Origin of the sequence: Colwellia sp. MB02u-9, from assembly GCF_014077085.1 — a bacterium.
In the GTDB taxonomy this organism is placed as follows: domain Bacteria; phylum Pseudomonadota; class Gammaproteobacteria; order Enterobacterales; family Alteromonadaceae; genus Cognaticolwellia.
Map to the genome: position 1 here is coordinate 170,450 of NZ_JACGVF010000091.1, position 14,074 is coordinate 184,523.

Here is a 14,074-nt window from a genome sequence, read left to right on the forward strand (position 1 = left end):
AAAAAATGCCTTGAATTGGATGTAATCAATTCAAGGCATTTTTATAGCGCTAATCGTTAAGAGATAATGAGCGGCTGAGTTAATCGCTAACAACGATGGTAACGACAAATGCTAGCGACTAAGGTTAACGAGAAAGCGTTACAAAGCGGCAAAGCGTTTGGTATGAGCATCAGTGCTACCAAACAAAAATTGAATGGTGGTTAAACGTTTAAAGATATGACCAACATCAAGCTCGTCTGTCATGCCTATAGCACCGTGCAGTTGTATTGCTTCACGACCGACTAAGCTCGCTGCTTTGCCAATACGACTTTTTGCCGCTGACAATGCTTTTGCATCACTGCCATTATTACTGTCCATTTTTAATACCGCCATTAACAGTATAGATTTAGCCTGTTGATGCTCGATAAACATATTAACTAAACGGTGCTGAATCGCTTGGAAAGAGCCAATCGTGCGGCCAAACTGTTTACGTGTTTTAGCATATTCTAAGGTACGCTGATGGGCGATTTCCATCGCGCCAACGGCTTCGGCGCAAATCGCTAATGTCGCTTTATCAATAATATTGTTCATGGCAGGCAAGGCATTATCTAGCTCACCTAACAAGTCTAGGGTAGGGGTATTGTCAAACCAAATGTCAGCCGCTTGATGGCCGTCAACATTGGCATAACCTTCACGTTTAATGCTCGGGTGATTAGCGTCAACCAGGAATAAGCTGATGCCATTGTCGTCACTTGTTGCACCAGAAGTACGTGCGGCAACAATTAAAGTATCAGCATGATTACCATTTAATACCACCGACTTTTGACCGGTAATAACAAATTCACCCTCGTTTTCGATAGCACGACATTGTACGTTGTTTAATTGATAACGACTTTGTGGCTCGGCATAGGCAAAAGCCATTTGCAGCTCACCTGCCATTATTCTGGGTAAGTAATCGTCTTTTTGCACTGTATCACCGGCTAAGGCAATTAAACCACCAGACATAACCGCCGTTGCAAGGAAAGGTTCAACAACCATGCCTTTGCCAAACTCTTCCATGACCAACATAAGGTCGACCATAGAGCCGCCTAAACCGCCGTCTTCTTCGGTAAATGGCAGCATTAACCAACCAAGTTCAGCAAATAAACGCCAATTTTCTTGACTAAAACCTGTCTTTGATGCCAGTATTTTTCGACGCGTATCAAAATCGTAATCGTTGAGAATAAACTTTGATACACTATCTTGAATCATTTGTTGTTCGTTGTTTAACGAAAAGTCCATAGTAAACTCCTAATGCTAATTTAAAGGCCTAAAACGGCTTTGCTGATAATGTTAGTTTGAATTTCGTTACTACCGCCATATATGGAAGCTTTGCGATTATTAAAGTAACGTAATGCACTGTTCGTTGCCATATCAGGACCAATGCTTTGTCCGTCAAAGTCATCATGGAACTGATGAGGAACAAATGGCATTGCGTAATATCCAGCGGCTTCGACATACAATTCGTCAATGGCTTGGATAATTTGTGTCCCAACAATTTTTAAAATGGAAGACTCTGGCCCTGGTGCTTGGCCTGTGCTGATAGCAGAAAGTGTGCGTAATTCAGTATATTCTAAGGCTAATAAATCGATTTCTACTTGGGCAACTTTTTGCGCAAAAATAGCGTCTTCCATTAACTTATTATCGCCATCAGGCGATGTTTGCGCCAAGGCTTTTAATTGTACGAGGCGATCTTTAGAGATAGCAACGCGAGCGATACCGGTTCGCTCATGGGTTAATAGCACTTTAGCGTAGGTCCAACCTTGACCTTCTTCACCGATAAGATTAATCGCAGGCACACGGGCATTATCAAAATGAACCTCATTAACTTCATGTCGACCATCAATGGTAATAATCGGTGATACCGTTATTTTAGGGTCGTTCATGTTAATTAATAGGAAACTAATGGCTTCTTGGTTTTTAACGCTCGGCTCACCGGTTCTGACTAAACAGAATATCCAATCAGCATGTTGGCCTAAGGTTGTCCATGTTTTGGTGCCGTTAACAACATATTCATCGCCTTCTTTTACCGCTGTTGTTCTAACCGATGCAAGATCAGAGCCTGCACCTGGTTCTGAATAACCCTGACACCACCAAACATTACTGGCTAATACGTCAGGCAAAAAACGTTGCTTTTGTTCTTCATTACCAAAGGTATAAACAACAGGGGCCACCATTTTTAGACCAAAAGGGATCACATCAGGGCCACCGGCTTTGGCACATTCATTAGCAAAAATATATTTTTGTGTTGGTGTCCAACCCGTTCCACCATGCTCAACTGGCCAATTAACACCGGCCCAGCCTTGTTTGTAGAGTATTTTTTGCCACTGATTACATTCATCTTTAGATAAATGTAATGCGTTCTTGGTTTTTTCAGCGATATCTTTCGGTAACTTTTCTTGCAAAAATTGCTGCACTTCTTGTTGAAAGTCTTTTTCTTGGGCGGTAAAGTTTAAATTCATTGTGCAAATCCTTCGTTGGTCTTAATTTATTGAATGTCTTTGATCATATTTTTGGCAATGATCATTTGTTGGATCTGTGTCGTGCCTTCGTATAATCGAAATAATCTGACGTCACGATAAAGTCTTTCTACGGCGTATTCTGAAATGTAGCCAGCACCGCCGTGAATTTGTACGGCTTTGTCAGCGACTCTTCCCACCATTTCTGTGGCAAATAACTTACAACAAGAAGCTTCTGTGGTTATTTTTTTGCCTAAATCTTTTTGTCTTGCTGCATCAAGTACCATGCATTTAGCCGCATAAGCTTCAGCCTTACTGTCTGCTAACATTACTTGAATCATTTGGTGCTCAGCAATAGGTTTACCAAATTGCGTTCTATCTATGGCGTATCTTAAGGCATCGTCAATTAATCGCTCGGCAATACCGACACTTAATGCTGAAATATGCAGGCGACCTCTGTCTAATACTTTCATTGACGTTATAAAGCCTTTGCCTGCAACACCACCAATAATATTTTCGGCAGGTACACGGCAATTCTCAAAAATAACATCACAGGTATGAGAGCCTTGCTGACCCATTTTTTTATCTTTGGGCCCAAGGGTAATACCAGGCGTTGACGCGTCTACTATAAAAGCTGATATTCCTTTAGCGCCTTTAATCGATGGATCGGTGCGAGCCATCACGGTAAATGTTCCAGCTCTTGGCGCGTTAGTAATATAACGCTTGGTACCATTAATAATATACTCATTGCCTTGCTTTATTGCCGAGGTTTTTACAGCAGAGGCGTCAGAGCCGACATCGGGTTCAGTTAAACAAAAAGCACCGATAATTTCACCCGAGGCATATTTAGGTAAATAAGTTTGTTTTTGTTTTTCAGTGCCATCAAACACAATAGCGGCCGAGCCAATACCGTTGTTAGTACCAATGAGGGAGCGAAAAGCAGGTGATGTTCGGCCTAACTCAATAGCAACCAGCGCTTCTTCCTCCATCGTTAGACCTAAGCCATCATATTCTTCTGGGATTGTCATACCAAACAAACCCATCGCTTTCATCTCTTGAACAATATCATCTGGAATAGCATCGTTTTCTGCTACTTCATTTTCCGCAGGAACTAACCGCTCTCTAACGAATTTTGAAATACTGTCTAGAAACTGATCCAACATTTCTTGATCTCGAATCATTTTTCAACCCTATTGTAAAAGCTTTGCATTCCGCACAGTGGAACATAGGGTTGAGTAAATATCAAGATGTAATTGCAGCTATTCACATTATATTCGCTGACTAAATATTCTCTTACTAGATTCTTACTAGTGTAATGTTATTAGTTTTATTTTTAGCTTTATATTATTTTTGTTAATGTAGGTTAAATTGAGGTTAGTGGAATCACTGGCCAAATAAAGTACTTGCATATTCCGCTACGCAGAATTAGTATCAGTTAAATTCATTTCTGAATGCAGTGTTTTTTTAGGATGTTTTTGATTTGACTGGCTTAGGTATTGGCCTTATTCAGTCAGGTTAATAAGTGATTTTGTAACGCAGAATATGGTCAATGCAGTGCGGTATAGGCTTTTGTACTTAGCCTTTATAACGATTGAATTATCATGACTATGCAAGCAAAACCTTAAGGGTGATTTAGTGCAGTAAGCAGAACAATTAATAGCTGTTGGAGGAAAAACAGTCATTAATTGAAAATATTATAATCAAAATAAAATAAAATAAAATAAAATGAATAACAGGGGAAACCGATGAAAAATACCAGACTAAAACGAAACTCCATAACTATCGCTATTAGCGCAGCGCTTGGAATTATGGCAAGTAGTGCTTTGTATGCTGAAGAAGTAAAAGAGACAAATAAAAACGATATTGAGAAAATACAAGTTATTGGTTCTCATTTAAAAGGTTCGGCACTAGAAACCTCAGCACCTGTGCAAACGATTAGTCGAGCTGATTTAGAAAAAATTGGCTCTCCCTCTATTGTTGAATTGACTCAGAAATTGTCAATTAGCTCTGGTATTCAAGGTAATTCAAATCAATATGGCTCTAATGGTACTGAAGGTACTTCCAATATCAATTTAAGAGGACTAGGAGCAGGCCGTACCTTAGTGCTAATTAACGGCAAAAGACATACCTTCAACCCTTACGCTATTGTTGATCAACAAATGTTTTATGTTAACACCCAAGACATTCCTTCTATGGCGGTTAAACGAGTCGACATGTTAAAAGAAGGTGCAGCCGCTATATATGGCTCTGATGCCATTGCAGGTGTAGTTAACTTTTCAACCCGAAGTGATTTCGAAGGCCTAGAAGTAAAAGCTGACTATAAAAGCTTACAAGATAGTGATGGCGATTACGGCTTAGGTTTCATTTGGGGACTAGGCAATGATGATACGCATTGGGTAACTTCTGTTAGCTATGATAAAACCAATACCATCAACACCAGAGATAAAGATTGGGCGGTACAAGACTTTGCCACTAACCCACAAGGGGGTTGGTCATCAATAGGTAATCCACCATCAATATTTAATGCGGCTTGGCTCGGTGATAATTCACAACCTAAATACTTGATAGATCCTGGCTGTGAATTATTAGGGGGAACTATCGCGGGTGTATGTAAATTCCAATATAGTCCCTATTCAGCTTTGAATGATGGTGATACACATCTGAAAGTATTTAGCGAATTAAGTCACGACTTTAAAAGTGGCGTTAATCTGCATGTTGAAGTGTTATATTCAGAGACCGAGGTGCCTACCACTTATGGCTCACCTTCGTATCCACCACAAAAGCTTGTTGATTTTTCCGACCGTTATGTACCGACTTATCATCCTGCATGGCAAGCATTAGTGGCTGGCAATCCAGAATTTGCTAGTGCTCCTCATCCGTCGTTAGACCGTGTCGCTTATATTGGTCGTACTGTAGGTGTTGAGGGTCCCTCAAGTGAAGGTGGTCTAGACTATAAAACTTACCGTATTGCTGCAGATCTAGAAGGTAAATTTGATAATGGCTATAACTGGGAAACTGGTTTTGCTTATTCCAATTCAAAACTTGATTATGTCAGTAACCCAGACACATTAATTGTGCCATTAAAGAATGCGTTATTAGGTTATGGCGGCGATAATTGTGATATGGAAGCAGGTGTGCCAGGTGCCAATGGCTGTTTATACTTTAATCCATTTTCTAACGGCATTGAAACATCAGCTTCTAATGGCGCTACTAATCCAAATTTTAATCCGGCATTAGCCAACTCCCAAGAAGTATTAGATTATGTTTCAGGCACAAGAACTTCACAAAAAGCCACGGAATTATTTGTGCTTGATGGCTTAGTGTCGGGTGACACAGGCTTTGAATTGGACGGTGGCATTGTTGAGTTTGCCGTAGGCGCTCAGTATCGAAATGAGTCTTTTACTAATGAAGTTAATGACTTAGGTAATTTAGCAATAAACCCATGTCCAGTGCTTGGAGAAACAGATTGTGCAAACCCTACTGGTGTTTTTCATTTTCGTAGTGGTGAGCTAAATCAAGATTCATCTCAAAGTATTTTTGCCGTATTTGGTGAACTAGCGTTACCGGTATCAGACGATTTAAATATGCAAGTTGCTTTGCGATATGAGGATTACGGCGGAGAAGTCGGTAATACCATAGATCCAAAAGTATCAGCGCAATATACCATAAATGATAATTTTTCATTACGTGGCTCTGCCAGTACTACATTTAGAGGTCCAACACTAAATCAATTAGAAGGGACTAATACAACCCTTTCTTATGTGGGGGCTGCGGGTGCTTTTAAAGCCGTAGATACTCAAGGTAATAATGCTTTGGCGCCTGAATCAGCGGTTGCGTTAAACTTTGGCATTATTGGTGAATTTTGGGGCGACCGTTTATTCGCAACAGTTGATTTTTGGTCATTTGATTTAAGCGACCCTATTATTGTTGAAAATTATAATGCGGTATTATCAGCTGCCGTTGCCGGTAAGCAACCTTATGTTGACCAAGTGCGATGGACAGAGCCTGGTAACGCAAAGACAGTAGAGCGAATTGAAACTAATATAATCAATGGTTCTGATGTTAAAACCAGTGGTGTTGATGTGCAATTACGGTTAAATGTTACCGACTACTGGACCTTAAACATGAATGGAACCTATACGGCTGAATACGAAGTAAGTGCCGATGGTTTGTCTGAAACTTTTGACGCGGCTGGTTTTCTAAATAAGACTAACTCGAATCGTCCAATACCCAAGTATAAAGCGACTATGATCAATAGTTTTGATTTTGACAATCATAATGTTAGCTTATCTACTTATTATGTTGGTGATTATAAAGATGAACGAGAGGAGTTATTTACTACTAACACTCGAGGTCAAGTCATTGATAGCCAAGTACAGTTTGATTTAAGTTATAACTATCGCTTTAATGAAGATCAGACCAAATTGAACCTAACCGTGAGTAACTTAACGGATGAAGACCCTTCTTTTGCTCGTTTAGATTTAAACTATGACCCGTTCACACATAATCCTTTAGGTCGTACTTTTAAATTAAGTGTTGTGCATAAATTTGGAGAATAATCTTTAAAGGCAGTATAAAGCACTAAGCTTTAAGTCCTAAACTTTAAGCACTAAGGCATTTTAGTAGTAAAGGCTTGATGCCGGCTTTATTGACTAAGGAGACAAAATCCGATGACGTTAATCATCGGATTTTTTATGTATAGGGTATAGGGGAAATTTTTTGTTCTAGACAAAAAATAAGTACCTACATCCATGTAGACAATGCCAAGATCAGGTCGATGTCAAAGAGTGGCGAATGCCTTTACATGGCATTTTCAAGCAAATTACATAACTATAAAAAAGGGTTATTATGTTTAATACACTTAAATTTTTTTCAGTTTTATCACTTAGCATTTCATCAACGGCATTTTCAGCGCCGCTGACATTATCTAGTCAGGATATTGCGCAAGGAGAATTTATGCCTAAAACACATGAATTTAAAGGCTATAGTTGTTCAGGAGACGATCTGTCGCCACACCTTAAATGGTCTGGCGCGCCCGAAGGCACAAAAAGTTTTGCCATTACCGCTTATGATCCTGATACAGCGTCAGGCAGTGGTTGGTGGCATTGGCAGGTAATAAATATTCCGCTGACTGTGTTGGAAATACCAAGAGGGGCAGCGAATAAAAAAAATAGTACCCCTACCGGTAGTACTCAAATAGAAAATGATTTTAGTATTGCCGCTTTTAGTGGCGCTTGCCCGCCTAAAGGCGATGGTTTACATCACTACCGCTTTACAATACATGCACTTTCGGTAGCGAAAATTGACTTACCAGAAAACGCTTCTGGTGCATTAGCAGGCTACATGATAAATCTACACACCATAGAATCAAGTACGATTGAAGCTTTGTACCAACGTGACTAGCTTAAGCATTGAAAGTAAAACAGCAATAAGTTTGCTATATGTTTTGCTAGCTGTAGAAGTGCAAAACCTTTAGTCATTTATTGTTGAAATTTATTGTCTTAATTTATAGCCTTAACTTACATAGTCACTTATTATTTTTATCGGGAAAACAGCGCATTAGCGGTAAATAAAGCGTAGAGTATGTGCTGTTAAATATGAACACTAGGAGATGGAGTAACTAATGATTTTTGATGTTTCAGTATTAGAAAACCAAGAAAAATATCGTCTCCTCAATGGCGGCGTAACGCCTAGACCCGTTGCATGGATTAGTACGCGTTCACCCGAGGGTATTGATAATTTAGCCCCTTATTCATTTTTCACTGTTGCTAGCTGTAATCCCCCTGTGCTGCTTTATACTGAGGTAAAGCAGCGAAGTGGTATTGAAAAAGATACCTTACAAAACTTAATGGCAACCGGCGAATGTGTGGTCAATATAGTTAACTCCGCTTTATTAGAAAAAATGAACCTGACCAGTGCCAGTCTTAATAAAGATGAAAGTGAATTCGATTTTGCTAACGTTGAGCGCTGCGCTAGTGAGCAAGTAATGCCTCGCTCAGTAAAAGACTCACCCATACGTTACGAGTGTAGCTTAAGAGAAATAATTCCGATTAGTGATTTGCCTAACGGCGGCACTGTTATTCTTTTGGATGTAAAGTACGTTTATGTCAGAGATGACTTATATGAAGATGGCAATATAAACCAAAAATCAATTGATTCTGTTGGTAAAATGGGTGGAAATAACTTTAGCCTAACAGCTAAAAATATAGAACTTAAGCGTCCTTAAAATGTTTACTGTTTATTATTGATGGCTATTATTAGTTACCGCTAGTAAGACAATACAGCGAAATTATTTCAAGGTGTAGGCACAGACTAGGCTTGACACTTTAAGTTATTATTCGCCCTTGGCTGGGCTTTTTTAAAGCACTATTTTAAAGCACTATTTTGGAGAACTATTTTGGCAACTAAGCAAGAAGTTGAAGATTTTATGAAAACAGAATTTCCTCAGGCTAAGTGCACTGTTGATGCTGTTGGCGCACAGTCAGCAACAGTAAGACACACGGTTGGATTTGATGAGTTAAGGCCAGGTGGTACAGTATCTGGCCCCGTTTTAATGACGGTTGCTGACTGTGCTTTATACGTCGCTATTCTAGGTGAAATAGGCATAGTTGCACTTGCGGTTACCACCAGTCTTACGATTAACTTTATGAGAAAGCCCTCATCAACGAAAGATATTATTGCTAAATGTACTTTGTTAAAAGTGGGGAAGTCACTGATCGTTGGTGAAGTTTCTTTATATTCTGAAGGTGATGAAAAAGCGGTTGCACATGTGGTTGGTACATACTCAGTACCAAAACTGAAATAAACCTCATCAATAAACCTTATCCTAGAGAACATTAGCTAGTTAATGATCAGCACATTTGCATTCGCTAAATATAAGAGATTAAATATCTGCGGTGGTTAAAGTGTTGAAAGGGTTTCTACCTTTCTTTTAATGACTAAAGTGGTCAAGTAAAATTGGCCACGGTTTTGTAGTTTAGCCTGTACTTTCGCTCTGACTCATTGGGGCTTATTCTTGCATTGTACGAATGTGGCACCAGTTATATTATTACTTTTGTCGCGGTGCGGTCAGTAGTAAAGGTGGTATTTGTCACGTTAAACAACAAATACCACACAAGGAATTTACCCCTTAGGATTTATTAATAATGTAGCGCCTAAGCAGTATCAACAGGGGCAGGTCTACAATCTGCAAACTTATCCCTGCGATTATGTTGTAAACCTAAGCTGACTTGTAGGTTTCATAATCAGTATAACCTTTAGCGCCGCCACCATACCAATTACTGGCATCGTCAGATGGCGCCAATGGCCAGTTATTAAGCATACGCTGAGGTAAGTCTGGGTTAGAAATATAGGGGCGACCAAAAGCCACCAGATCAGCTTTTTCTGAACCTATTATCGCTTCAGCTTTTGCCTGGTCGTAGCCACAATTACCGATAATAAGTCCATGATATAAACTTCTGAAATCTTCCAGTATCATTGGCTCGCCACGTTCGTGAAAACCAAAAGCTAAACCATCCATAATATGCACAAAACCAAGCTGGTAATGAGTAAAACGCTGTATAACATGAGTATATAATTCTCTGTAGTCATCACAGCCCATATCATTGAATACGCCATTGGGCGAAATTCTGCTGCCAACATTTTCCGCAGGCCATACCGTTAATACCGCTTCAAGTATTTCGTTTAAAAAGCGCGTACGATTTTCAATACTACCGCCATACTCATCGTCACGCTGATTAGTGCTAGCATCAAGAAACTGATTAATCAGATAGCCGTTTGCGGCATGAACTTCAACGCCATCAAAGCCTGCTGTCTTGGCATTCTCAGCGGCTTTGCGAAAGTCTTCGACTGTTCTTTTGATATCTTGCACTGTCATAGCGCGTGGTACTTCATAGTCTTTTTTAGCTTCAGGGGTATGAATTTGATCGCCATTAATTTTTAATGCTGAAGCTGATAGCGGCAATTCACCGTCATGAAAGTCACTATGAGATGCTCGTCCGGTATGCCAAAGTTGAAGAATAATTTGACTGCCTTGCTGATGTACACGCTCAGTAATTGTCTGCCAACCCTCGACCATTTCTTGGGTATAAATACCGGGTGAGTTTACCCAACCATTGCCTTCTTCAGATATAGCGGTCGCTTCTGCAATCACTAAGCCAGCAGTACTGCGCTGCTGATAATACTCTGCCATTAATTCATTAGGGACGCGAGTTGGACCTGCACGACCGCGAGTTAACGGGGCAAGAACGAAACGATTCTTGAGGGGATTTTTAGCAAATGTTGTTGTCGAAAAAAGTGTAGGTGTAGACACGTTATTGTTTCCTTATTCATTTATGTAGAAACCTATTTCATAGGTCACGTTAATAGGTCACTAGATGTAGATCTCAGTCATTAATATGATTGTCTCATATAATATAAAAACATTGTTTTTATATTTTGTAATAACTTGTAGTTATATGTAAATGTAGTATTCGTATTGAAATCTAATGTTAAATGCGAGTTAAATTGACTAAGTCACTTTTAATTCCCTCTCAATTTTCACTCAATTATAAAAGATAAATTTTGGCTTTTTTATAGCTTGTTTTTAATTTATCTACAAGCGGCTATCATCCTTTGCTCTTGAGTTTTACGTATTGAATTTCAAGAGTAAAAGGGGGAGCGTAAACTACCCCCTCATTAATTTTTCAGTACAGCGATTTTGTAATAAACGCTTTTAACACTGAGAAAATTATTTATTGACCACTCAATCTTTTACCAAAAGAGATAGCATAAGCAGGTGAGCGCATTCTTAATATAGGGTCAGCGCTGGGTGTAAAGCCTGCCGACATCACATTAGGATCAAAGTTAGTATTATTACAGGCATCGCCACCACTTGTTTTAACGGTAACCGTGCCAAGCGTTACTTGAGGGCGTTCACTAGGCCACTGTTGTGAGGGGTCAATGTCGCTATCTTGTGCTTCACCTAAGCTCGCCATAATGCTAAAACTAACGGTTTCATCTTTAAGTTGTTGCGCAAAAGTATCAGCTAAAAACTCAGTCGGCATGCTATCAGCCTCAGCTTTTTCTAGTGTTTTTACCCCTAAGTTTGGCTTAATATTCCAGCGAAACTTAGTTTGTTGTTCATTGGCTTGGTCAAAGTAAAAGGTGTGCAAACCAAAAAACTCAGTATTGGCGAATGACGCGGCTGTTTTAGCGTTTTTATTCCACATAACGTGAGCTTGTAAGCTAGGGTTCTGCTGGATAAATGCCATGGTTTTAGCTGGGTCAGATTTGCCATTTTCATCAGGCAGTAAAGTCGATAAAAAGCCATGAAATATTTCTGGATTTTTGCCGGCAAATACGGGGAAGTTGTTACCGGTAAAAGTATGTAAAGCGCCATCAGGTAGTTGGATTTGCATGCCCATACCACGCGTACCAGGGGCTTTCTCATCACTACTTGGGCTAGCACCACCTACTGAAAAGCGCATAGATACGGGTAATTCACCGTTTGATAACAAGGCCGCTCCTGTAAAGTACTTATTGGGCGCGGGCACAAAAGTGCCAGAGGCACATAGACCTTTAGCATGTGCCTTTCTGTAGCCTGGATGTTTACCACCTAGCTTTTCGAACATTTCAACGAGATCATTTGCTTCAATTTTTTTGTCACTTGCACTTGCAGTCGATGTTGCGCCTGCCAGGAGAAAAAAAGCAGTAAGGCTTGAGGTAATGAGGTTATGCTTCATTTGTATTCCTTTATGGTTATATCGCAATTTAAAGCTAATTTAAAAAATACGAAAAACTTTGTGGTTAAGATCATAATATTATTTACCAGACCAGTGCACGTTGTTAAAAATTACAAGTTCAGCAAAAACTATGAAAAATATAATAAATAGTGTTTACATCCCTTTTTAATTACACCATGACAAGCAGAAAAAAATCTAAGGCCAATAGTACTAATATGCTATATAAACCATTCCACTTTACCCCCATTTGAAAAGAAGAAATTCCAGTGATTTTAGCGCTAATACGTACCGAGGTAGTAGAAGGCGAGCTACCGGCAACCACGGCCCAAGTGACCATCATGACGAGTGCAATAGTGACTGGCATATTCTCAACACCAGGTAATTGAGCTAAAGCCCCAGCCATCAAGGTGACAGAAATCATTGGGCTGATAAATAACAGCGCGGCGATAAAAATGAGCCATGAAGCGGCAATTAATATTAGCGCAGCAGATAAATGTAAATGGGCTAGTTGTTGCGCAAACCAGTCAAGGTCTAACACGGTTAATAACAAGCGACCAATGAGCACAGAACCGGCAAAAAATACGATTTCTGAACGCTGTAAGGCTAATCTAAAAAATATGTCTGTGCTAAAACGTTTTACCGTTAATCGCATGGCGTTTACTTTATTATTTGTTTTATGATACTGGCTAAATATCCAAGCTATGCTGACAAGCGGCGCACTGACTAACACCGCCGCAATAGGTCGCAGGGGCGAGGAAAATATCAGCAGCGCAGATATGATAGCCAAGGTGATAACAACAACAATAATAGGGTAACTGACCTTTAATGCGGATAAATCGTTAGAAATTGTCGGTACAAGATGACTAAGGTTTTTCGGTGCTTGAACATGATCGAGCCAAATGCCAAACAACAGTAGCGCTAGGGTGAGGTACAAACCATAAGGAATAATATCTATCCACTTTAGATCAGGAATCGTGGTGACTAACAGCGTAATAGTAATTGAAGTGGGCGCCCAAAGCGGTATGCTGCAAAATCCTCGCATAACCGCTAGCATCATACGGCGCTGCCTAACGCGATTGATGCGTGCGTCAACGGTATCTTTATTGTTATCTAAACTTCTTTGGATCATGGTGCCTAATAAATTAATAGCACCAACACTCATTAATATCCCCAAAACATGACTGGCAAAGGTTAGCAGCGCATAACGTCTAACGGGGTGTTGTTGTAATAGCACCAGACCGGTAAGGTTAACCGAATTCGAGCTTAAAGCCGCTTCTTTTAATAGGCCGAGGGCAATTAAGAAAAATGCAAAAAAAACGACACTGCTAGATAGGCTAGCTAGTTGATGAAATGATATCTGTGAGAAGAATAACAAGACCAGTGTTAACCCTATAGCAACCCATGCGATGATTTTTGTTGATAAATCTAACTGTCTCCATTCGATAGCCATAAATAATATCAACATGAATACAGCTAATAGGGCAGGTGGCTGGTAACCGGTCCATTCAGTTATTAAGGTGGCAAAAAAAATAATCACTAGGCAAAGGGGTGACAACCAAGCAAAGGCGTGAGTTATTTTGCCACTTTGCTCTAGATCAGAAATATTATTCATAGCTATGTTCTTTTACATAAGTGGTTGACATTAAAAGCAGTATTATAAAACTCATTGCTTTATAAAACTCGTGTTAGACAGTTCCATTTTACACTGTTGGCGACAAACCTTGTCTAAGCACCCATTAACGCTTGATAGGGATAGTTAATTTTACTTATTCTTGGCTTTATTTTGCTTAGTATTAAATCTTCAGGCAGTTACATTTAAAATAATACCACACAGTACCGCTTAGCGGAATTATATTTTACATAGCTGAGGTTATC

10 protein-coding genes are annotated in these 14,074 nt (G+C 39.7%); 4 read left to right on the forward strand and 6 right to left on the reverse strand.

The genetic code is table 11. The annotated features are described in order from the left end of the window. Positions 1-138: 138 nt before the first annotated feature. Genes H4J65_RS07795 through H4J65_RS07805 form a run of 3 tightly spaced genes read right to left on the reverse strand, consistent with a single transcriptional unit; the run spans position 139 to position 3,658 of the window. Complete coding sequence (locus tag H4J65_RS07795; RefSeq protein ID WP_182197244.1) at positions 139-1,260, reverse strand: acyl-CoA dehydrogenase family protein; 1,122 nt, start codon at positions 1,258-1,260, stop codon at positions 139-141. Between the two features lie 20 nt (positions 1,261-1,280). Then, positions 1,281-2,480 (reverse strand): acyl-CoA dehydrogenase family protein, encoded by a 1,200-nt coding sequence (locus H4J65_RS07800; RefSeq protein WP_182197246.1) that lies wholly within the window; start codon positions 2,478-2,480, stop codon positions 1,281-1,283. A 26-nt stretch (positions 2,481-2,506) separates the two neighbouring features. Beyond that, positions 2,507-3,658 carry an acyl-CoA dehydrogenase family protein gene (locus tag H4J65_RS07805; protein WP_182197248.1) on the reverse strand — a complete coding sequence of 384 codons (1,152 nt, stop codon included), beginning with the start codon at positions 3,656-3,658 and terminating at the stop codon, positions 2,507-2,509. Positions 3,659-4,222: 564 nt separating this feature from the next. Between H4J65_RS07805 and H4J65_RS07810 the strand changes: the two genes are divergently transcribed. The 4 genes from H4J65_RS07810 (at position 4,223) to H4J65_RS07825 (ending at position 9,282) form a co-directional block, all read left to right on the forward strand. Beyond that, positions 4,223-7,036: a TonB-dependent receptor domain-containing protein gene (locus tag H4J65_RS07810; RefSeq protein WP_182197251.1), complete on the forward strand. Its 2,814-nt coding sequence runs from the start codon at positions 4,223-4,225 to the stop codon at positions 7,034-7,036. A gap of 289 nt (positions 7,037-7,325) precedes the next feature. Next, complete coding sequence (locus H4J65_RS07815; protein ID WP_182135382.1) at positions 7,326-7,880, forward strand: YbhB/YbcL family Raf kinase inhibitor-like protein; 555 nt, start codon at positions 7,326-7,328, stop codon at positions 7,878-7,880. A 220-nt stretch (positions 7,881-8,100) separates the two neighbouring features. Next, positions 8,101-8,703, forward strand: coding sequence for a flavin reductase family protein (locus H4J65_RS07820; RefSeq protein WP_182182739.1), 603 nt, complete (start codon positions 8,101-8,103; stop codon positions 8,701-8,703). A 168-nt stretch (positions 8,704-8,871) separates the two neighbouring features. Next, a complete protein-coding gene (locus H4J65_RS07825; protein ID WP_182182799.1) occupies positions 8,872-9,282 on the forward strand; it encodes a PaaI family thioesterase in 411 nt (136 codons plus the stop codon). 414 nt (positions 9,283-9,696) lie between these two features. Here the strand turns inward: H4J65_RS07825 and H4J65_RS07830 are convergent, their stop codons facing one another. From H4J65_RS07830 to H4J65_RS07840, 3 genes are all read right to left on the reverse strand, one after another. Continuing rightward, the gene (locus H4J65_RS07830) at positions 9,697-10,788 is read right to left on the reverse strand and encodes an alkene reductase (RefSeq protein WP_182182737.1); all 1,092 of its coding nucleotides are present in this window, start codon (positions 10,786-10,788) and stop codon (positions 9,697-9,699) included. 421 nt (positions 10,789-11,209) lie between these two features. Next, the gene (locus H4J65_RS07835) at positions 11,210-12,199 is read right to left on the reverse strand and encodes a catalase family peroxidase (RefSeq protein ID WP_182197254.1); all 990 of its coding nucleotides are present in this window, start codon (positions 12,197-12,199) and stop codon (positions 11,210-11,212) included. A 169-nt stretch (positions 12,200-12,368) separates the two neighbouring features. Further along, complete coding sequence (locus tag H4J65_RS07840; protein ID WP_182182733.1) at positions 12,369-13,811, reverse strand: hypothetical protein; 1,443 nt, start codon at positions 13,809-13,811, stop codon at positions 12,369-12,371. Between the last annotated feature and the right edge of the window lie 263 nt (positions 13,812-14,074).